Source organism: Rugamonas brunnea (genome assembly GCF_014042345.1).
GTDB classification, from domain to species: domain Bacteria; phylum Pseudomonadota; class Gammaproteobacteria; order Burkholderiales; family Burkholderiaceae_D; genus Rugamonas; species Rugamonas brunnea.
The window spans coordinates 116009-136485 of the sequence record NZ_JACEZT010000008.1; the positions used below are offsets into that span (position 1 = coordinate 116009).

The 20477-nt window shown below is 65.1% G+C and carries 22 protein-coding genes and 1 other RNA gene; 11 read left to right on the plus strand and 12 right to left on the minus strand.

Annotated features, from left to right (window positions below; all coding sequences use genetic code 11):
- Position 1 precedes the first annotated feature (1 nt).
- The 3 genes from H3H37_RS13675 (at position 2) to H3H37_RS13685 (ending at position 3844) form a co-directional block, all read left to right on the plus strand.
- On the plus strand, positions 2-1876 hold the full coding sequence (locus H3H37_RS13675; RefSeq protein ID WP_182163345.1) for a glucokinase: 1875 nt from the start codon (positions 2-4) through the stop codon (positions 1874-1876).
- 174 nt (positions 1877-2050) lie between these two features.
- The gene (locus H3H37_RS13680) at positions 2051-2578 is read left to right on the plus strand and encodes a PadR family transcriptional regulator (protein ID WP_182163347.1); all 528 of its coding nucleotides are present in this window, start codon (positions 2051-2053) and stop codon (positions 2576-2578) included.
- A gap of 36 nt (positions 2579-2614) precedes the next feature.
- Positions 2615-3844, plus strand: coding sequence for an MFS transporter (locus tag H3H37_RS13685; RefSeq protein WP_182163349.1), 1230 nt, complete (start codon positions 2615-2617; stop codon positions 3842-3844).
- Between the two features lie 48 nt (positions 3845-3892).
- On the opposite strand, the gene H3H37_RS25860 is transcribed toward H3H37_RS13685, so the two are convergent.
- From H3H37_RS25860 to H3H37_RS13710, 5 genes are all read right to left on the minus strand, one after another.
- Positions 3893-4456, minus strand: a complete 564-nt coding sequence (locus tag H3H37_RS25860) for a hypothetical protein (protein ID WP_229218829.1) — start codon at positions 4454-4456, stop codon at positions 3893-3895.
- Between the two features lie 76 nt (positions 4457-4532).
- Complete coding sequence (locus tag H3H37_RS13695; RefSeq protein WP_182163351.1) at positions 4533-5348, minus strand: class I SAM-dependent methyltransferase; 816 nt, start codon at positions 5346-5348, stop codon at positions 4533-4535.
- Between the two features lie 157 nt (positions 5349-5505).
- Positions 5506-7152 carry a chaperonin GroEL gene (groL, locus tag H3H37_RS13700; RefSeq protein WP_182163353.1) on the minus strand — a complete coding sequence of 549 codons (1647 nt, stop codon included), beginning with the start codon at positions 7150-7152 and terminating at the stop codon, positions 5506-5508.
- A gap of 46 nt (positions 7153-7198) precedes the next feature.
- A complete protein-coding gene (gene groES / locus H3H37_RS13705) occupies positions 7199-7489 on the minus strand; it encodes a co-chaperone GroES (RefSeq protein ID WP_161015212.1) in 291 nt (96 codons plus the stop codon).
- 227 nt (positions 7490-7716) lie between these two features.
- On the minus strand, positions 7717-8253 hold the full coding sequence (locus tag H3H37_RS13710; RefSeq protein ID WP_182163355.1) for a carboxymuconolactone decarboxylase family protein: 537 nt from the start codon (positions 8251-8253) through the stop codon (positions 7717-7719).
- 146 nt (positions 8254-8399) lie between these two features.
- Here H3H37_RS13710 and H3H37_RS13715 point away from each other — a divergent pair, with 146 nt between their 5' ends.
- From H3H37_RS13715 to H3H37_RS13740, 6 genes are all read left to right on the plus strand, one after another.
- Positions 8400-9335, plus strand: a complete 936-nt coding sequence (locus H3H37_RS13715) for an AraC family transcriptional regulator (protein WP_182163357.1) — start codon at positions 8400-8402, stop codon at positions 9333-9335.
- Positions 9336-9469: 134 nt separating this feature from the next.
- Positions 9470-9733: a hypothetical protein gene (locus H3H37_RS13720; protein WP_182163359.1), complete on the plus strand. Its 264-nt coding sequence runs from the start codon at positions 9470-9472 to the stop codon at positions 9731-9733.
- Entirely contained in the window at positions 9730-10041 is a 312-nt protein-coding gene (locus H3H37_RS13725) for a cell division protein ZapA (protein WP_182163361.1), read from the plus strand. The genes H3H37_RS13720 and H3H37_RS13725 overlap by 4 nt, the downstream gene beginning before the upstream one ends.
- A 58-nt stretch (positions 10042-10099) precedes the next feature.
- Positions 10100-10279: non-coding RNA, 6S RNA (ssrS, locus tag H3H37_RS13730), on the plus strand.
- Positions 10280-10358: 79 nt separating this feature from the next.
- Positions 10359-10826, plus strand: coding sequence for an EVE domain-containing protein (locus tag H3H37_RS13735; RefSeq protein ID WP_182163363.1), 468 nt, complete (start codon positions 10359-10361; stop codon positions 10824-10826).
- Positions 10826-11629, plus strand: a complete 804-nt coding sequence (locus H3H37_RS13740) for a sulfite exporter TauE/SafE family protein (RefSeq protein WP_182163365.1) — start codon at positions 10826-10828, stop codon at positions 11627-11629. The genes H3H37_RS13735 and H3H37_RS13740 overlap by 1 nt, the downstream gene beginning before the upstream one ends.
- Positions 11630-11647: 18 nt before the next feature.
- On the opposite strand, the gene lgt is transcribed toward H3H37_RS13740, so the two are convergent.
- The gene (lgt, locus tag H3H37_RS13745) at positions 11648-12508 is read right to left on the minus strand and encodes a prolipoprotein diacylglyceryl transferase (protein WP_182163366.1); all 861 of its coding nucleotides are present in this window, start codon (positions 12506-12508) and stop codon (positions 11648-11650) included.
- Entirely contained in the window at positions 12502-13404 is a 903-nt protein-coding gene (locus tag H3H37_RS13750) for a LysR family transcriptional regulator (protein ID WP_182163368.1), read from the minus strand. The genes lgt and H3H37_RS13750 overlap by 7 nt, the downstream gene beginning before the upstream one ends.
- A 155-nt stretch (positions 13405-13559) precedes the next feature.
- Between H3H37_RS13750 and ilvD the strand changes: the two genes are divergently transcribed.
- Positions 13560-15422 carry a dihydroxy-acid dehydratase gene (gene ilvD / locus H3H37_RS13755; RefSeq protein ID WP_182163370.1) on the plus strand — a complete coding sequence of 621 codons (1863 nt, stop codon included), beginning with the start codon at positions 13560-13562 and terminating at the stop codon, positions 15420-15422.
- A 100-nt stretch (positions 15423-15522) separates the two neighbouring features.
- Here the strand turns inward: ilvD and H3H37_RS13760 are convergent, their stop codons facing one another.
- Both H3H37_RS13760 and H3H37_RS13765 read right to left on the minus strand, forming a co-directional pair.
- On the minus strand, positions 15523-17262 hold the full coding sequence (locus tag H3H37_RS13760) for a methyl-accepting chemotaxis protein (RefSeq protein WP_182163372.1): 1740 nt from the start codon (positions 17260-17262) through the stop codon (positions 15523-15525).
- Between the two features lie 297 nt (positions 17263-17559).
- On the minus strand, positions 17560-17787 hold the full coding sequence (locus H3H37_RS13765; RefSeq protein ID WP_182163374.1) for a TIGR04438 family Trp-rich protein: 228 nt from the start codon (positions 17785-17787) through the stop codon (positions 17560-17562).
- 167 nt (positions 17788-17954) lie between these two features.
- Here H3H37_RS13765 and H3H37_RS13770 point away from each other — a divergent pair, with 167 nt between their 5' ends.
- On the plus strand, positions 17955-18272 hold the full coding sequence (locus H3H37_RS13770; RefSeq protein WP_182163376.1) for a c-type cytochrome: 318 nt from the start codon (positions 17955-17957) through the stop codon (positions 18270-18272).
- 120 nt (positions 18273-18392) lie between these two features.
- Here the strand turns inward: H3H37_RS13770 and H3H37_RS13775 are convergent, their stop codons facing one another.
- From H3H37_RS13775 to H3H37_RS13785, 3 genes are all read right to left on the minus strand, one after another.
- Complete coding sequence (locus tag H3H37_RS13775; RefSeq protein ID WP_182163378.1) at positions 18393-19535, minus strand: branched-chain amino acid ABC transporter substrate-binding protein; 1143 nt, start codon at positions 19533-19535, stop codon at positions 18393-18395.
- A 119-nt stretch (positions 19536-19654) separates the two neighbouring features.
- Positions 19655-20035, minus strand: coding sequence for a DUF2486 family protein (locus H3H37_RS13780; RefSeq protein ID WP_182163380.1), 381 nt, complete (start codon positions 20033-20035; stop codon positions 19655-19657).
- Entirely contained in the window at positions 20032-20457 is a 426-nt protein-coding gene (locus H3H37_RS13785; protein ID WP_182163382.1) for a DNA polymerase III subunit chi, read from the minus strand. Before H3H37_RS13785 ends, H3H37_RS13780 begins: the two co-directional genes overlap by 4 nt.
- Positions 20458-20477 lie beyond the last annotated feature (20 nt).

Here is a 20477-nt window from a genome sequence, read left to right on the forward strand (position 1 = left end):
GATGAAACAAGCTGAAGTTGACCCAAAAATCAATCGCACCGCGTTTGCCGACGGTCCCCGGCTGCTGGCCGACATTGGCGCCACCCACGCCCGCTTCGCGCTGCAGACGGCGCCCGGCGAGTTCCGCGCGGTCAGTGTGCTCAAGTGCGACGACTTCCCCGACATCGTGGCCATGCTGCGCTCCTATCTGTCGGCGCACGGCGACATCACGCTGAACCACGCGGCGCTGGCCGTGGCCAACCCCGTCAGCGGCGACCAGGTGCGCATGACCAACCGCGACTGGGAATTCTCCACTGACGAAGTGCGCCGCGCCCTGGGCCTGCACACGCTGCTGGTGGTGAATGACTTCACGGCGCTGGCCATGTCGCTTCCCGGCCTCAAACCGGCCGACCTGATGCAGGTCGGTGGCGGCACGCCGGCCAGCAATTCCGTGATCGGCGTGCTGGGTCCTGGTACGGGCCTGGGCGTGTCGGGCGTGATTCCGACCGTGGACGGCTTCGTCACGCTGGGCAGTGAAGGGGGCCACACCAACTTCGCGCCGGCCGACGAACGCGAATATTCGATCCTGCAATACGCATGGCAGACCTGGTCGCACGTCTCGACCGAGCGCCTGATCTCCGGCCCCGGCATGGAGATCATCTACCGCGCCATCGCCAAGCGCAACGGCCGCCAGGTGCGCGACCTGACCAACCAGGAGATCATGTCGGGCGCGCTGACGGACAAGGACCCGCTGTGCCTGGAAGTGCTCGAATGCTTCTGCGCCATGCTGGGCGGCGCCAGCGCCAACCTGGCCGTGACGCTGGGCGCGTTCGGCGGCGTGTTCATCGGCGGCGGCATCGTGCCGCGCCTCGGTGAATGGTTCAAGACCTCGCCGTTCCGCGCGCGCTTCGAAGCCAAGGGCCGTTTCACCAGCTACCTGTCGGAGATCCCGACCTACGTGATCACCACGCCCAACCCCGCGTTCTATGGCGTGGCGACGATCTTGTCCGAACACTTGCGTGGGCGCAGCGGCGCCAACACGCTGATGGAGCGCGTGCAGCACTTGCAGCACGAGCTGACGCCGGCCGAGCAGCGCGTGGCCAGCCTGGTGCTGGAGCAGCCGCGCCTGGTGCTGAATGAACCGATCGCCGACATCGCGCGCCTGGCCGAAGTGAGCCAGCCGACCGTGATCCGCTTCTGCCGCTCGCTCGGTTTCCTCGGCCTGGCCGACTTCAAGCTCAAGTTCGCCAGCAGCCTGACCGGCGCCATTCCTGTGCGCCACAGCCAGGTGCGCATCAGCGACAGCACGCACGACCTGAGCGCCAAGGTGGTCGACAACACCGTGTCGGCCATTTTGAAATTCCGCGACCAGCTCGACGTGCGCTCGCTGGACCGCGCGATCGCCCTGATCAGCAAGGCCAAGCGGGTCGAGTTCTACGCCATGGGCAATTCGCGCGTGGTGGCACTGGACGGCCAGCACAAGTTCTTCCGCTTCCGTATTCCCACTTCGTCGTATGGCGACTCGCACCTGTTCGGGCTGGCGGCCGGCCTGCTGAAGCCGGGCGACGTGGTGATCGCCATCTCGAACTCGGGCAAGCTGCCCGACCTGCTGGACGCCGTGGACACGGCCCGCGCGGCCGGCGCCGACGTCATCGCCATCACGGCCAGCAACTCGCCGCTGGCCAAGAAGGCCACGGTGTGCCTGGCGGTGGACCACAGCGAGGACAGCACGACCTTCCTGTCGATGATCTCGCGCATCCTGCAACTGCTGCTGATCGACATCCTGTCGGTCGGCATCTCGCTGGACGCCCAGAACGCCGAGCTGGTGCTGGAGCGCAAAGGCGAGGGCATCGAATCGGAAACGCGCCGCCTGCTGATCTCCCACCTCGACAGCTAAACCCAGCCGCTTTCTGCCCGCACCCGGGGCCGGCGCCAACATGCATACACGAACGCGTGGATGCATGCTGGCGCCGGCCCCGGTTTGTTTTTTGGCTGTTACAAATTTGTGCTTGAACTCTGGCGGAATACGTTTACGATATATCTTATTGCGATATATCTTAAGGAGTTTCCCATGTTCCGATTCCTGCACGGCGCCCATCGTTTCCACTCGCTTATGCATGGCCACCACGGCGGCGGGCGCGGCCACGGGCGCGGGCCGAAGATGTTCGATGCGGGCGCCATGCGCTATGTGGTGCTGCAACTGATCGCGGAAAAGCCGCGCCATGGCTACGAGATCATCAAGGAGCTCGAACAGCGCTCCGGCGGCGGCTATACGCCCAGCCCCGGCGCCATCTATCCGCTGCTGTCCATGCTGCTCGACATGGGCCACGTGTCGGCCACGGCCGACGGCAACAAGAAGCTGCACACCATCACGCCCGAAGGCGAGGCTTTCCTGGCCGAGAACCGGCAGTTCGTGGACGCCATCCTGGCCCGCATGGGCGAACCATGCGACGCGCGCGGCGACGTGCGCAACCTCATGCATGCATTACGCGACCTGGTGCACCGCCGCGCGCGCGACGGCCAGCCGGACCCGGCGCGGCTGGAGCAGGTGCGTGCCATCCTGCGCCGCGCCATCACCGACATCGAGGCGCTGGACTGACCCCGGCGTCCCCTCACATTCCAAGGACAATAACAAGTGACAACCCTCCTGACTCCCGCGCGCGAGCGCAACGTGCTGTGGCTGCTCGCCCTCACGCAATTCACCGTCATCATGGACTACATGGTCATGATGCCGCTGGCACCCCAGTTGATGCGGGCCTTCTCCATTTCGCCGGCGGCCGTGTCGGGCGCCGTGTCGGCTTACGCGTGGTGCGCCGGGCTGTCCGGCCTGCTGGCGGCCACCTATATCGACCGCTTCGACCGCAAGCGCCTGCTGTTGACGGTATTCCTGCTGTTCACGCTGTCCAACCTGGCCTGCGCGCTGGCGCCGGACTTCGCCACGCTGGTGTGGTCGCGCGCGTTCGCCGGCCTCACGGGCGGGGTGCTGGGCGCCATCGGCCAGGCCATCATCGGCGACCTGATCCCGGCCCAGCGGCGCGGCGCCGCCATGGGTATCGTGATGACCTCGTTCAGCATGGCGGCCGTGGCCGGCGTGCCGACCGGGATCATGCTGGCCGCCCATTTCGGCTGGGCCTCGCCGTTCTATCTGCTGGTGCTGCTGTCGCTGCTGGTGTGGCTGGCCGGCTGGAGCGTGCTGCCGACACTGCGCGGGCACCTGGGCCAGAAGGCGCCGCTGTCCGAAGTGTTGCCCAACCTGCTGAGCTTGTTCCGCGTGCCGCGCCATCTGCGGGCCTTCCTGCTGTCCGTGCTGAACATGATGGCGGGCATGCTGATCATTCCGTTCATCTCGCCCATGCTGGTCGGGAACCTCGGCATCGAGCCGGCGCAGATTACCTACGTCTACCTGGCGGGCGGCTGCGTCACGCTGTTCACGGCGCGCCTGATCGGGGTGTGGTCGGACCGGGCCGGCAAGCCGCAGGTGTACCGCTACGTGGCCCTGTTCTCCGCGCTGTGCTTCCTGTTCATGACGCACATGCCGCAGCTGCCGCTGCTGGCCGTGATGGCGTTCTTCCCGTTCTTCATGTTGTCCGTGTCGGGCCGCAATATTCCGCTGCAAGCCTTGATGACGACCATCCCGGAACCGGCCAACCGAGGCGCTTTCCTTAGCGTCAATTCGGCCTTGCAACAACTGGGCAGCGGCATGGGCGCCTTGCTGGGCGGGCTGACCTTGCAGACGGACAGCGCCGGCCATATCGCCGGCTATGGCATCAACGGTTGGCTTGCCGCCGGCATCACGGTGCTGACGGTGACGTGGGTGGGGCAGGTGAGTGGCGCCAGCCCGGCGCGGGCGCGCTCCGCCGCGTAAATGACTGTTTGCACAGCCGCGTGAGCGGCTGCATGGCCCCGGTGCGCATCAGCCGTCGATGCTGGTGCGCTTGCCGGGCTGCTTTTCCTTGCGCCAGCGTTCGAGGCTGAGCAGCTCGTCGGACGCCAGGTCTTCCACCAGGATTTCATCGTCGCTGGTCGAGAGCAGGAAGCTCTCCCAGCGCAGCGCCGCCTCCTCGCTGTTTTCCACGAAGCTGAATTGCCAATAGGTCTTGCCGCGCACCGTGCGCAGCGCCGCGTCATATTCGATCAGGGCGCCATGCGCCTTGCCGCCCGATTGTTTTTCCAGCAGCGCCGACCAGGCTTGCAGTTCCGGCAGCGCCATCAGGGCAGCGGCGGCTTGTTCCTTGCTGCGGCTGGCGTGCGCGGGCGATGCGGTGGGCGCGGTGGATGCGGCGGATGATGCTGTTGCCGTCGCCGCGCTGGCGGCGGCGGGCGCCAGCGCGGAGGCCGAGGCTGGCGTCGTGCTTGCCGATGGCGTGCCCGCCGTGGCCGAAAACACGGCATAGGTGGTGCCTATGCCTCCCGCCAGCGCGCCCACGAGGGCGGCGACGATGACGGTACGGCGGGGATGGGGTGCGGGCGATGCCATGGAGGGGAAGCGGGACGCATGTCGGTGGAAAGCGGCCATACTAATGCAAAGCCCGGCCGTGGGCAATGCGGCGTCCTCAGGCCGACGGCTGTTTCTGCAGCAGGCAGGAAATGTGCTGCGCCAGCAAGCCCGGACCCACGCCCAGCGCGGCCGCCGTCCATAGCAGCGGCGCCAGCAGGCGGGGCGGGGTGCCCATGGCGCGGCGCGAGCGGGCGAAGTAGTTGGCGGTGCTGGCCGTATCCAGGTTGCGGTAGTGGGGGCCGAAGCCATGGCGCGCTGTCCACGGCCATACGCCGCGTTGCAGCGGCTTGCCCCACAGCCGGTCGCACGCGCGCGGCAGGTAGTTGATCAGCCAGCGGCCCGTGTGCGCCTCACGCGGCCACAGGCGGTTGCTGGTGCCGGTGAGCAGGATCGCGCCGCCGGGCGCCAGCACGCGGTCCAGTTCGCGCTGCACGGCGCCTTGCTCGCCGGCGGCCACGTATTCGAGCACGCTGTTGCAGGCGATGAGCTGGAACTGGCCATCCGCGAACGGCAGCTGGCCGGAATCGGGGGTGTGGATGAAGTCGATGCTGTCCATGCCGTGGCGCGCCGCGTTCAGGCGCGCCAGCGTGACCCAGCCGGCGTCGATGTCGGTGGCGCACACGCGCGCGCCCAGGTAGGCGAACAGGATGGCCGAAGCGCCCACGTTGCAGCCAAACTCCAGCACCGGCAAGCCTTCCAGCCGCAACGGCAGATGGTCGAGCACCAGACGCAGATGGTCCCATTCGTAATCGACGTAACCGCCCACCCACGGGTCGCGCGGGCGCAGGCCCAGTTTGCGCGCCTGTTCCTCGAACGCTCGCTGCTTGTGGCGGCAGGCGACGGTGGGCCGCGCCGCGTGCATGTGTTCCATGTTCCCTCCGCGCGGCACGCGTCGGCCGCAGGCGTCCACTATACGGGCGCGGCGGCGCACTGCTTTTGTGGTCGCGCAAAAGAAAAGGCCAGCTTCCGGAGAAGCTGGCCTTGTGCGCAGCGGGCTGCGGTGCTCCCGGCAGGCCGGGAGCCGGCGATTACATCATGCCGTCCATGCCGCCCATGCCGCCCATACCGCCCATGCCACCCATGCCGCCGGCTGGCTTGTCTTCGACGATCTCAGCAACCATGCAATCGGTGGTCAGCATCAGGCCGGCGATCGACGCGGCGTTCTGCAGTGCCGAGCGAGTCACCTTGGCTGGGTCCAGCACGCCCATTTCGACCATGTCGCCGTAGGTGCCGTTGGCAGCGTTGTAGCCGTAGTTGCCTTTGCCAGCCAGCACGGCGGCCACGACCACCGAAGCTTCTTCGCCGGCGTTCTGAACGATCATGCGCAGTGGCTCTTCCATGGCGCGCAGCACGATCTTGATGCCGGCTTCCTGGTCAGCGTTGTCGCCTTTCACGTTCAGGGCCGAGCGGGCACGCAGCAGGGCTACGCCGCCGCCTGGCACAATGCCTTCTTCCACGGCAGCGCGGGTAGCGTGCAGGGCGTCTTCCACGCGGGCTTTCTTCTCTTTCATTTCGACTTCGGTGGCAGCGCCAACCTTGATCACGGCAACGCCGCCGGCCAGCTTGGCCACGCGCTCTTGCAGTTTCTCACGGTCGTAGTCCGAGGTCGCTTCTTCGATCTGCACGCGGATCTGCTTGACGCGGCCTTCGATCGACGAGGCTTCGCCAGCGCCGTCGATGACGATGGTGTTTTCCTTGCCCACTTCGATGCGTTTGGCCTGGCCCAGTTCGCCCAGGGTTACTTTTTCCAGGGTCAGGCCGACTTCTTCCGCCACCACCTGGCCGCCGGTCAGGATGGCGATGTCTTCCAGCATGGCTTTACGACGGTCGCCGAAGCCAGGAGCCTTCACGGCGCAGGTCTTCAGGATGCCGCGGATGTTGTTGACCACCAGGGTCGCCAGCGCTTCGCCTTCGATGTCTTCAGCGATGATCAGCAGCGGACGGCCAGCCTTGGCCACTTGCTCCAGTACCGGCAGCAGGTCGCGGATGTTGGAGATCTTCTTGTCGCACAGCAGAACGAACGGGTTCTCGAGGATGGCGACTTGCTTTTCCTGGTTGTTGATGAAGTACGGCGACAGGTAGCCGCGGTCGAACTGCATACCTTCCACGATGTCCAGCTCGTCGTTCAGCGACTTGCCGTCTTCCACGGTGATGACGCCTTCCTTGCCGACTTTTTCCATGGCTTCAGCGATGCGCTCGCCGATCGAGGAATCCGAGTTGGCCGAGATCGAGCCGACTTGTGCGATTTCCTTGGAGGTGGTGCAAGGACGGGCGATGGCGGCGATCTGCTCGACGGTGGCGGCGACGGCCTTGTCGATACCGCGCTTCAGGTCCATCGGGTTCATGCCGGCGGCCACGTACTTCATGCCTTCGCGCACCAGCGCCTGGGCCAGCACGGTTGCGGTGGTGGTGCCGTCACCGGCGTTGTCGGACGTCTTGGAAGCAACTTCCTTGACCATCTGCGCGCCCATGTTCTGCAGCTTGTCTTTCAGCTCGACTTCTTTGGCAACGGACACGCCGTCCTTGGTGACGGTAGGGGCGCCGAACGAGCGCTCCAGCACGACGTTGCGGCCTTTCGGGCCCAGGGTGACTTTGACTGCGTTGGCCAGGACGTTGACGCCTTCGACCATTTTGGCGCGCGCTGCGTCGCCGAAGATTACTTCTTTAGCTGCCATGTTGTTTTCTCCTGAATTTCGTGGAATTTGTTAAGGCGGTGACCAATTACTTGGTGACGATCGCCATGATGTCTTCTTCGCGCATGACCATCAGTTCCTGGCCGTCGATCTTGACGGTCTGGCCGGCGTATTTGCCGAACAGGACGCGGTCGCCGACTTTGACGTCCAGCGGACGCACTTTGCCGTCATCGAGAATCTTGCCATTGCCGACGGCCAGCACTTCGCCTTGGTCCGGTTTTTCAGCAGCCGCATCAGGGATGATCAGGCCGGATGCCGTTTTGGTTTCCTGGTCCAGGCGTTTGACGATGACGCGATCGTTCAAGGGGCGAAGGTTCATACAAAACTCCTATCAATGGGTTATTGCCAAAAGAATCACAAAGGCTGCTTCAGTCGCTGAAACAGCGGAAATCGTTGTTAGCACTCCTCGCTAACGAGTGCCAATTATAGGGACGGTATGGGGCTATTTCAAGACATACTTGTCAAACTGTTGGCCTCGGCGGGCGCCGGCCAATTTCCGGCCGCCTGCGCGGGGCGGCGGCCGGGTGTGCGTCACAGCGGGGCGCGTCAGGCGACGGCGGGGAAGTCGACTGTGGTGTTGTTGACGCGGTTGAACAGGTTGGTCAGCGTGATGGCGGCGATCGCCAGCGTGGTGTCGGCGATCTGCGCATCCGTCACGCCGGCCGCCTTGACGGCTTCCACCGCCGCTGCCGGCACGGTGCCGCTGGTGCTGACCAGGGTATGGACAAAAGTCGCCAGCGCATCGAGCCGCGCTTCGCCGCTGGCATCGCCGCTGCGCACGGCGCGCATGGTCGCCGGGCTCAGGCCGGCTTTGCCGCCCATCAGCGTGTGCGCGGCCACGCAATAGTCGCAACCCGCTTGCTGGCTGACGGCCAGCTTGATCACTTCGACTTCTTTGGCGCTGAGGGCGCTTTTGCGCAGCGCGCCGTCGAGGTTCAAGGCCGCCTCCAGCGCCACCGGGCTGTTGTTGCCCAGCGCCAGATAGGCGTTGGGCACCTTGCCGATTGCGCCTTTGATGGCGGCAAACAGTTGGGCGGCGGCGCCGGTGGCGTTGGCGGCGGGTTGGGTGAACAGACGGTCCATGGTGATTCCTTTCAGTGGTTAAGAGAGTTGGCATGCGATGTCGATGCCATGGAAAGCAGTGTAGGCTGCACGGTTGAGATTTTTAATGCTCAAAATACGCTAGAATTTGCTCATTCGTCTCAACCGTCTCTGTCCTCATCATTGCCATGGATGCCCTCAGCCGCCTGCTCGCCGTCTATCCCCTGCGTACCGCCCTGGACGTGCGCTGCCATTTCGGCGCGCCGTGGGTGCTGGACCACCCGGCAGCCGGATCGGGCATCGCGCCTTACCACCTGATCGTGCGCGGCAGTGCGACGCTGGATTGCGCTGCCGCGCACGGCGTGCCGTTGCAGGCTGGCGACATTGTGGTATTTCCGCACGGTGGCGCGCACCGCCTGTCGCTGGGGGAGGCGGGCGCGGCGTCTCCGCTGCACGTGCTGCCGGGCGAGCATTTGCTGCGCGAGGTGCGCAACGGTGGCGACGGCCCCGCCGCCGACATCCTGTGCGGTGAATTCCATTTCGATGCGGAAGCGGGCGGCGGCCGCGGCCTGCTGGCGGCCTTGCCGCCACTGCTGGTGGTGCGCACCGCCGACCGGCCCGATGCGGGCAGCCTGCGCAGCCTGATGGCGATACTGCAGTCGGAGGCGGAAATGCCGCGCGCCGGTTCGGGCGCGATCGTCGGTCAGCTGGCGTCGGCCCTGTTCGCGTTGTTGATCCGGGCCTGCATGGACCAGGCGATGACGGTGCCCGGCCTGTTCGCGCTGCTGGCCGAGCGCCGCCTGCAGGCGGCCCTGCACGGCATGCTGGCGCAGCCTGGGCGGCCGTGGGATCTGGAACAACTGGCGGCCCTGTGCCATGTGTCGCGCGCCACGTTCGCGCGCCTGTTCAGGCAGACGGCTGGCGCCACCCCGGCCGACGTGCTGGCCCAGTTGCGCATGGCGCAGGCGGCGCGTCTGCTGGACCAGGGCGAACAGGCGACCGGCGGCATCGCTGAAACGGTGGGCTACCAATCCGAGGCCGCTTTCAATCGGGCCTTCAAGCGCCACTATGGCGTCGGTCCGGGCGCCTGGCGCAAGCGCGCGCAGGCCGCCATTGCGACTTGATACCGGTTCGGCAGCAGAGGACAGGGAGCGCCATTTGCCCACGCCTGTCCCATTCCTGTCTTGCCTCAAAAATATGCGCGTTCTCTGCCGCGTAGCGGTTGACGCGCGTTCGCAAGCCATCCTATAGTGACGGGATGATTTCAGAATTCCAAGAACTTTCCGACAAAATCGACCAGTTGGCCGAAATGACCGCGGCCTTGCGCCGCGAGAACGCCCAGTTGCGTCAAGCCAACGCCGCTTTGGTGGTGGAAAACATCGGTTACCAGAAGCGCCTGAGCGAAGCGCACAGCCGCGTCTCGGCCCTGCTCGAACAGATCCCCGCGCTCGACGGCGAAGTGGATGCGGATGCGGATGCGGCCGCCGATGGCGCCATGCCTGACCAGGAGCACAATCAATGAAGCAGCTCGATGTCACCATCATGGGCCAGCCCTACCGCCTGATGTGCAAGGCGGACGAGGAGCGTGCGCTGCGCGAGGCGGCAGCCTTCCTCGACAAGAAGATGTGCGCCATCCGCGACGCGGGCAAAGTCAAGGGCAACGACCGCATCGCCGTGATGGCGGCGCTGGGCGTGGCGGCGGAATTCCTGTCGGTGAAAGCGCCACAGGGACCGTTGTCGGACTTGTCTATACTGGAAGTGCAGCAGAAGATCGCGGCCATGAACCAGGTGCTCGATAACGCGCTGACGCCACAAGAAACTCTGTTTTAGTACGCTTTTAGTTCGAGAAACGGCTTCCCCAAAACGGGCTTAAAGAGTAAACTCCGTGTCACCCCTGCGGTGTTCGCGATTGCCATATATTCCTTGAACCATTTATGTGCATCGGTTGCGGGAATTTGTTTGGTGGGCGTGAGCGTCGCTAGTCCGACGAACCCGAAATTGAACTAACTGTGACCACCTTGAACCATCAGGTTCGGGATGCCGGCATAACGGCACAGGCGGGGCTTGAATTCCAAAAAAAGCGGTTGCCAGCATGATGAGTGCGCAGCCGCTTTTTTACGTCCGTACGTTTTGAGAGGCGGTGCCCCATGCAATACTGGTTGATGAAATCCGAACCGGACGAAGTCAGTTTCGACGACGTGCTGGCCGCGCCCGCGCAGACGGTGGCGTGGTTCGGCGTGCGCAACTACCAGGCGCGCAATTTCATGCGCGACGCCATGCGTCCCGGCGACGGCGTGCTGTTCTACCATTCGAGCTGCCCGCAGCCCGGCATCGCCGGCCTGGCCGAAGTGGTGGGCACGCCGTATCCGGACGCCACCCAGTTCGACGCGCACAGCAAATACCACGACCCCAAGGCCACGCCGGAGCAGCCGCGCTGGATTTCCATCGACGTGCGCGCGACGAAGAAAACGCGTTTGCTGCCGCTGGCCGAACTGCGCACCATTGCCGCGCTGGAGGACATGGTGCTGCTGCAGAAGGGCAGCCGCCTGTCGATCACGCCCGTCACCAAGGGCCAGTGGAACACCATCGTCAAGCTGCTGGAAAAGGACGCCTGATGGATTGGACCTTGATCGCGGCCTTGCTGGCCATGGGCGCCTTTGGCGGTTTTTGCGCGGGCCTGCTGGGCATCGGTGGTGGCATGATCCTGGTGCCGTTCATCACCATGATCTTCAGCGCCAAGGGCTTCCCGCCCGAGGTGATCGTGCACATGGCGATCGCCACCTCGTTAGGAACCATACTGTTTACCTCGTTATCGTCGGTGCGCGCGCATCACTTGCACGGGGCCGTGCGCTGGCCCATCGTGGCGCTGCTGGCGCCGGGCATCCTGGTCGGCTCATGGGTGGGGCCGTGGATAGGCAAGCAGTTGCCGGCGCCCACGCTGGCGCTGGTGTTCGCCGTCTTCATTTCGTTCTCGGCCACACAGATGCTGTTGAACCGCAAACCGGCCGCCGGCCGCGAGCTGCCTGGCAGCGCGGGCATGTTCGCGGCCGGTGGCGTGATCGGCGTGCTGGCCGGCCTGCTGGGCGCGGGCGGCGGCTTCATCTCCGTGCCGTTCATGAGCTGGTGTAACGTGAAGATCCACAACGCCGTGGCCACCAGCGCCGCGCTGGGCTTCCCCATCGCGCTGGCGGGCACGCTGTCGAATGTGTATTTCGGCTGGAACGTGACGGGCTTGCCGCAGTATTCGCTGGGCTTCGTCTACCTGCCCGCACTGGCCGTGATCGCCACGGCCAGCGTGATGCTGGCGCCGCTGGGTGCGCGCACGGCGCACCGCTTGCCGGTGCAGTCGCTCAAGAAGATGTTCGCGGTGGTGCTGTATTGCCTGGCTGCTTACATGCTGTGGAAGGCTGTGCGCTGACCAGGGTGCGTTAAACCGTCAGGCCGGTTTGGTAGCGGGCGGCACGCCCATCACCACGTTGCGCTTGTAGGACCACGCCAGGATCACCAGCGCGCCGATGATCATCGGCAGCGACAGCATCTGGCCCGAGGTGATGGGGATGCCGCCCCAGTTCACTTCCCAGTCCGGCGTGCGGAAATACTCCGTGAAGAAGCGCGCGCAGCCATACAGCAGCGTGTACATGGCGCCCACGGCCAGCCGTGGCCGCGGCTTGCGCGCGTACAGCCACAGGATCGCGAACACGAGGATACCGTCGATCAGCATCTGGTACAGCGGCGACGGGTGGCGCAAGCCTTGCAGGAATACGGGGTTGGGCAGCAGCGGGTAGCTGGTGTCCGGCCACAGCATGGCCCACGGCAGCGACGGGTCGCTGACCACGCGGCCCGGCAGTTCGGCGTTGATGAAGTTGCCCAGGCGGCCGGCCGCGTAACCGAGCGGTACCATCGGCGCGATGAAGTCGTACACGTCCATCAGGTTGCGCCCGGCCTTGCGCGACCACAGCCACATGGCCACCATCACGCCCAGGAAGCCGCCGTGGAACGACATGCCGCCGTGCCACACCTCGACGATCTCGATCGGGTTGGCGAAGAAGAAGGCGGGCCGGTAGAACAGCACTTCACCGAGGCGCCCGCCCAGCACCACGCCGAGCATGCCGTAGAACAGCATGTCGTCCAGGTCCTGGTTCTTCCAGCCCAGCGCGGCGATGTGCGGCTGCTTGATGCGCACCCGGCCCAGGCCGATGAACATGGCGAACGCCAGCACGTACATCAGGCCATACCAGTGGACGGCGATCGGCCCCAGGTGTACGGCGACCGGATCGGGCATAGGGTGTATCAGCATGGTGTGTTCTTTCGTAGTAAATCCAAAAAGCCTTGCAGCACGGGCGTCACGTGGTCGCGGCGCCAGGCCAGTCCCGTTTCGACCAGCGGCGTGGGGTCGCGCAGCGAGCGGTATTCTACCCCGGGCCGCATCAGGTTAGACACCGATTGCGGCACCAGCGCCAGGCCCATGCCGGCCGAGACCAGGCTGACAATGGTCTGCATCTGGATCGCCTGCTGGCCGATCTCCGGCGTGATGCCGGCTGCGCCGAACACGGCCAGCACGGCGTCGTACAGCGCGGGCGCGATGGCGCGCGGGAAGATGATCAGCGGCAGCGGCGGCAAATCGGCCAGCGCCACCGGGCCCGGCGTTTTGAGCGCGTCCAGCCCGGCCGGCGCGGCCAGGATCAGCGGCTCGTTCAGCACTGGCAGGTAATCGAGTTCGGCCCGGCTCTTGTCGGGCAGGGGGGGGATCAGCAGGCCGGCGTCGATGCGCGCGTGCAGCAGGTCGTCCAGTTGCAGGTCGGAGGTCGCCTCCTGCAGGTTGATCTGCACCTGCGGATAAGCGGCGCGGTAGGCGCGCAGGAACGGCGGCAGCACGCTGTAGTCGGCCGACGACACGAAGGCCAGGGACAGCCGCCCCACCTCGCCGGCGGCGGCGCGCTGCACCAGTTGCGGCAGCTCCTGGGCCTGGGCCAGCATGCGGCGCGCCTCGGGCAGCAGGGCGGCGCCGGCCGCCGTCAGCGTCACGCCGCGCCGGTTGCGCTCGAACAGGGGCGCGCCCAGCAATTCCTCCAGCGCCTGGATGGTCTGCGACAGCGGCGGCTGGGTCATGTGCAGGCGCAGCGCCGCCTTGCCGAAGTGCAGTTCCTCGGCCACGGTGACGAAATAGCGCAATTGCCGCAATTCCAGGTTCATTGATATGGGTTTCTATGCGTTTTGAAAGTTTCGATATGTTTTGCGACTCACAGACAGGCAAATCATATATTTGACAGGCCACCCGGCGCAAGGCAACCTATGTTATTACGCTGGGCTTAGATAGCCCTTAGCTTTTCACTCTGGAGACCGACATCATGCCGCAATACCGCTCACGCACCACCACCCACGGACGCAACATGGCAGGCGCGCGCGCCCTGTGGCGCGCCACCGGCATGAAGGATGCCGATTTCGACAAGCCGATCGTGGCCGTCGTCAACTCGTTCACCCAGTTCGTGCCCGGCCACGTGCACCTGAAGGACCTGGGCCAGCTGGTGGCGCGCGAGATCGAAGCGGCCGGCGGCGTGGCCAAGGAATTCAACACCATCGCCGTGGACGACGGCATCGCCATGGGCCACGGCGGCATGCTGTACTCGCTGCCCTCGCGCGACCTGATCGCCGACTCGGTCGAATACATGGTCAACGCCCACTGCGCCGACGCCATGGTGTGCATCTCCAACTGCGACAAGATCACCCCCGGCATGCTGATGGCCGCCATGCGCCTGAACATCCCCGTGGTGTTCGTCTCGGGCGGCCCGATGGAAGCGGGCAAGGTGCTGAAGGTGGTGGACGGTTCGCAGAAAGTCATCAAGCTGGACCTGGTGGACGCCATGATCAAGGCCGGCGACAACACCGTCAGCGACGCCGACGTGGCCGAGATTGAACGTTCCGCCTGCCCGACCTGCGGCTCGTGCTCCGGCATGTTCACGGCCAACTCGATGAACTGCCTGACCGAGGCGCTGGGCCTGTCCCTGCCCGGCAACGGCACCATCGTCGCCACCCACGGCGACCGCAAGGAACTGTTCCTGCGCGCCGGCCGCCTGATCGTGGAACTGGCCAAGCGTTACTACGAGCAGGATGACGCCTCGGTGCTGCCGCGCTCCATCGCCACCAAGGCCGCGTTCGAAAACGCCATGGCGCTGGACGTCTCCATGGGCGGCTCGACCAACACCGTGCTGCACCTGCTGGCCGCCGCGCACGAAGCGGGTGTGGCCTTTGACATGGCCGACATCGACCGCATCTCGCGCAAAGTGCCCTGCCTGTGCAAGGTGGCGCCGATGACAGACAAGTTCCACATCGAAGACGTGCACCGCGCCGGCGGCATCGTCGCCATCCTCGGCGAGCTGGCCCGCGCCGGCCTGCTCGACACATCGCTGCCGACCATCCACGCGCCGACCATGGGCGACTCGATCGCGCGCAACGACATCAAGGTCAGCGACGACCCGGCCGTGCAGCAGCTGTTCCGCGCCGCGCCCGGCGGCGTGCCGACCCAGGTGGCGTTCTCGCAAAGTGAGCGTTATGCGTCGCTGGACACCGACCGCACCACCGGCTGCATCCGCGACAAGGCGCACGCCTACTCGCAGGACGGCGGCCTGGCCGTGTTGTACGGTAACCTGGCGGAAAACGGCTGCATCGTGAAGACGGCCGGCGTGGACGAAAGCATTCTGAAATTCAGCGGCAAGGCGCGCGTGTTCGAAAGCCAGGACGCGGCCGTGGAAGGCATCCTGGGCGACACCGTGCATGAAGGCGATGTCGTCATCATCCGCTACGAAGGTCCGAAGGGCGGCCCCGGCATGCAGGAGATGCTGTACCCGACCTCGTACATCAAGTCCAAGGGACTGGGCAAGGCCTGCGCGCTGCTGACGGACGGCCGTTTCTCGGGCGGTTCGTCGGGCCTGGTGATCGGCCACGCTTCGCCGGAAGCGGCTGAAGGCGGCGCCATCGGCCTGGTGGAGGAGGGCGACATGATCGATATCGACATCCCGAACCGCAAGATCAGCCTGCGCATCAGCGACGCCGACCTGGCCGCGCGCCGCGCCGCCATGGAAGCCAAGGGCGACCAGGCCTGGCAGCCGGTCAACCGCGACCGCTATGTCTCGCAAGCGCTGCAGGCCTACGCCGCGCTGACCACCTCGGCCGACCGCGGCGCCGTGCGCGACCTGTCGCAGCTCAAGCGCTAAACCGCTGCGCATCAGCATGGGGGAGGTGGCACGCTGCGCTGGCGCAGTGTGCCACCTCCCCCATTTTTTTACGTCCCTGGTATTGTCAGACCGCGGCGAGTTAGAACTCCTCCCACTCCTCCATGGCGGAAGCCGGCGTCGCTGAACTGGCGCCGCGCAGGCGGGACGTGGCCGGAGCGCTTGCCTTGGCCGGCGCGGCGGCCGCTCGCGCGGGCGCGGGCGCAGGTGCTGGTGCCGGCACTTGCGCCGGCACCACGTGCAGCCTGTCCACCGGCGCCGGGCGCGCCGCGCCGCCGGACGGATGCAGCTGGAACACGGCCACCGCCTGCACCAGCTCCGTCGCCTGGCCATTCAGGGCCGATGCGGCCGCCGCCATTTCCTCCACCAGCGCAGCGTTCTGCTGCGTGTTTTCATCCATCTGCGTGACGGCCTCGCCCACCTGGGTGACGCCGGCGCTCTGTTCCAGGCTGGCCGAGCTGATCTCGGCCATGATGTCCGTCACCCGCTGGATCGCGTTCACCACTTCGTCCATGGTCTGCCCGGCCTGGTCGACCAGGCTGCTGCCTTGCTCGACCTGCTCCACGCTGGCGCCGATCAGCTGTTTGATTTCTTTGGCCGCCTCCGCGCTGCGTCCGGCCAGGCTGCGCACTTCCGTGGCCACGACGGCGAAGCCGCGCCCCTGTTCACCGGCGCGGGCTGCTTCCACCGCCGCGTTCAGGGCCAGGATGTTGGTCTGGAACGCGATGCCATCGATCACGCCGATAATGTCCGAAATCTTCCGGCTCGCTTCGCTGATGCCCTTCATGGTGTCCACCACCTGCGACACCACCTGGCCGCCCTGGACCGCGACGCCCGAGGCGGTCTGGGCCAGCACATTGGCCTGGCGCGCGTTGTCGGCATTCTGTTTGACGGTGGAGCTGAGCTCCTCCATGCTGGCCGCCGTCTGCTCCAGCGCGCTGGCCTGCGATTCCGTGCGTCCGCTCAAGTCCATATTGCCCTGGGCGATCTGGGTGCTGGCCGACGCCACCGACACGCTGCCGTCGCGCACCGCGCCCACCACCTTGATCAGGTTGCCCTGCATGACGGCCAGCGCTTGCAGCAGCGTGGCGATTTCATCTTTGCCGTCCAGCTCGATGTGGGTGGTCAGGTCGCCGCCCGCGACGGCATGCGTGGTGCGCATGGCCATCGCCAGCGAACGGGTAATGCCGCGCACGATGGCCCAGCCGAACAGGGCGGCGAAGCCCAGGCCCAGCACCATGGCCGCCAGCGATACCATGCGTACCGTGCTGTAGCGGTCCTGGGCCGCGTCGTACTCGTGCTTGGCTTCGGCCAGTTGTAGATCTGACAGGGCGACGATGTTGTTGCGGATGGCGGCATAGGTCGCGGCATCCTTCTCCACCACGATGGCGCGCAGCGCATTGAGGTCGTTGGCCCGCATCGCCGCCATGGCGGGCTTGATCACCACTTCCAGGTAGCGTGCGCGCGCGTCCTGGAACGCCTTCGCGATGCCCGCCTCCTGCGCCGTCAGCACGGTGCCCATGTAGGCGAGCCAGGTCTTGTTGATCCCTTCGACGTTGCGTTCCATATCCTCCAGGTTGGCCTTGGTCGTCTCCGGCGAGGACAGGGCGACGGTGTTGCTCATGTCGAGACGGTTGCGCAGGATCAGGCGCTGCACGTCCATCAGCTGTCCCATGGGGATGACCCGGTCTTCGTAGACGGTCTTCAGGCCGGTGTTTGCGTGGCTCATGCCATTGAGTCCCAGCAGGCCTACGGTGATCAGCAATGTGGCGATCAGGCCAATGAGGATAAACAGGCGCGTCGAGATGTTGAAACGATTCATGGTGATTTCCCCGGAAATGGTTTTTTTTGTATGGTTGCCTGAACGGCCAATCCGGCGCGCGCTTCCGGCAGGATGCAGTCTGGATTCAGGCGGGGTGAACGTGCGCGCCGCTTGGGTGGCGGCAGGAGGAACGTTCAGATGCACACCGATGCGGGGACAGGGCAAGGGCGCGGTTGATACACTAACGAACTAAAGTTGCAAGCTGGCGTGTCATACAAGGATGGATCATACCGCGCCAGCCATGCCAGTCCAAGGATGGTGCCTGGGCGCGTGGCGGCCGGCCAGGGGCCGGTGCCATTACTTCTTTTTCTTGTCGAAGCTTTGCTTGACGCGGTCCTTGCGGCGCTGTTCGTCCACGTTGTGGGCCTTGCGCTTGTCCAGGCCCAGCATCGGTTCCAGGAATTCGAACCAGATGAAGGCGAACGCCATCACGCCGACAATCCACCACCAGGACAACTGGGCGAATCGCCAGACTTCGAAATAACGCAGCCCGACCAGGGCGACGATCAGCAATATCAATGGCATGGTAACTCCTCGTATTGTGCCATCTTACAAAGAAACGGCCTTAACGTGGAGCAATTTTCACGTGCGCGTCAACGACTGTGGATCGGACTGCGTTGTATTCTCGTTCGCTGCCGTGCGCTGGCGCAAAACACGGTAGAATTGCCGCTGGTTTTACTATGGAGATAAAGATGAAACGCACTTTGATGATGGTTGGTATGGTTGTGTCGGCTTTCGCTTCGCAAGCTGCGATGGCGGATGCAGGTTTGGATTTGGCCAAGTCGAAAAACTGCCTGGCTTGCCACGCAGTGAGCACCAAGCTGGTGGGCCCGGCTTACAAGGATGTGGCCGCGAAATACGCAGGCCAGAAGGATGCTGAAGCCAAGCTGGTACAGAAAGTCATGAAGGGCGGTTCGGGCACCTGGGGCGCGATCCCGATGCCAGCCAATCCACAGGTGACCGAGGCGGAAGCCCACACCCTGGTGAAGTGGGTGCTGGCGCAGAAATAATCTGCCCGGATCCAAAAACGAACGCGCCGGTGACGGCGCGTTTTTTTTGTCCCTGCCGCAAGCGGCGCCGGGCGCATGGCCCGGCCGTGAGTGCTTACTTACTTTATCTTTACCTGATCTTTACTTGACCACTTCCATCTTGGTCTTCTTGCCGCCCTTGTAGGTGAACAGGGTCAGCGCGCCGTCCTTGATGTCGCCATGCGGATCGAAGGTGATCAGGCCCGTCACGCCCTGGTACTTGACCTTGGCCAGGTAGGGCAGGTATTTGGCCGGCTCGGCCGACTTGGCGTCCTGCATCGCGGTGGCCATGGTCATCACGGCGTCGTACACGTACGGGGCGTACAGCTGCACGTCCATGTTGAACTTCTGCTTGTAGCGGGCGCGGAAGTCGTCCATGCCTTTCTGCTGGTCGGCCGTCACGCCGCCCGCTTCGGCGCAGGTGACCTGGCCTTCGCCGATGCCGTCGCCAGCCAGGCGCGGCAGCGCTTCCGTGCACACGCCGTCGCCGGCCATGAACTTGGCCTTGATGCCCAGCGCCTTCATCTGGCGCAGCATGGGGCCGCCCACCGAATCCATGCCGCCGAAGAACACCAGGTCCGGGTTCTTGGCCTTGATGCTGGTCAGGATGGCGTTGAAGTCGGTGGCGTTGGCGTTGGTGAATTCCTTGCCGACGATTTGCACGCCGGGCAGCGCTTTCTTGGCGCCCTTGACGAATTCCTCGGCCACGCCCTGGCCGTAGGCCGTGCGGTCGTCGATGATGGCGATCTTCTTGGCGTTCAGCTTCTGCACCGCGTAGGCGCCCAGCGTGCCGCCCAGCTTGTTGTCGTTGGCGACCACGCGGAACGCCGTGTTGAAGTTCTGCTTGGTGTACTGCGGCGTGGTGGCGGCCGGCGAAATCTGCGGGATGCCGGCGTCGAAGTAGATCTTGGAGGCGGGCACGGTGGTGCCCGAGTTCAGGTGGCCGATCACGCCGTTGACCTTGGCGTCGACCAGCTTCTGCGCCACGGCCGTGCCCTGTTTCGGATCGGCGCCGTCGTCTTCCGGCACCAGCACCCATTTGACGGCCTTGCCGTTGATCTTCACACCCTTGGCGTTCAGGTCGTCGATCGCCATCTTGGCCGCTTGCTCGTTGTCCTTGCCCAGGTGGGCGGAGGCGCCCGACACGGGGCCCACGTGGCCGATCTTGACCACTTCTTGCGCGCCGGCGCTGCCTGCGAATGCGAGGGCAATGGCGAGTGGAATGAACTTAGTCTTGAACAGCATAAACATTCTCCAATGAATAGGTCACGGCGGCGCCACGGTGAGGCCGGTCGGAAATTTGTACAAGGGCAAAAGGTACAACAAATTATCGCGTTAGCAAAGGATGATTTGCCACGGCGCGATTATTTGCGGGCTTGCAGGTGGGTCAGTTCCTGGCTCACGGCGCGGGCCACGATTTTTTCGATCGTGTCCTGCAAGCCGCCACGGATCTCGGCGGTCAGGTCGCGCAGCGCGTGGCTCAGCACTTCCGCCATGCTGTCCTTGATGCGCTGCTCCAGCACGAAGTCGACCCGGCTTTGCAGCTGCTGCACGATGCGGGTGGCGAGCCGGCGTTCCAGCACCTCCCATTCGTGCTCGCTCCAGCCGGCCAGCGCCTGTGCTTCGAGCCGGGCGCCGTGGTCAGCGTGCGCCAGCGCGGCGCCGTCGGCGGCCGGCGCCGGATCGTCGCGCAACACTTCGGTCAGGACGGGGATGCTGGCGTCAAACGGTTGGGCTGGAGTCATGACTTGTTGGCGACGAAGTGGGTGAGGGGATGGTTTTGACGCTTGTAGGCGACGTAGCGCTGGCGGCCGGCGGCCGCGTCGTCTTCCTCGGCGGACACGACTTCGATTACGCGCTGGAAGCTGTCCACCACGGACGGAATGCGGCGCGACAGATTCACCAGCAAGTCGTGGTGGGGCAGCGCGGCGCCGTCGTTGTCGGCCAGGATGATGGGCGTGGCGGACGCCAGCGCATCGCCGGCGGGCACGTGCGGCAGGAAGTCGGTGGCCGAAAACGTCCACATCATGCCATCAAGTTCGGCCAGCTGCGCCGCATCGTCCGTCATCAGCACGATGCGGTTGCCGGCCGCGTAAGCCTTGCGGGCCAGCCGGCAGGCGTAGGCCAGCTTGTCGGGCACATTGGTGTGGAAGTCGATGCGGGTCATAGTCGGATGGGTGGGAAGCC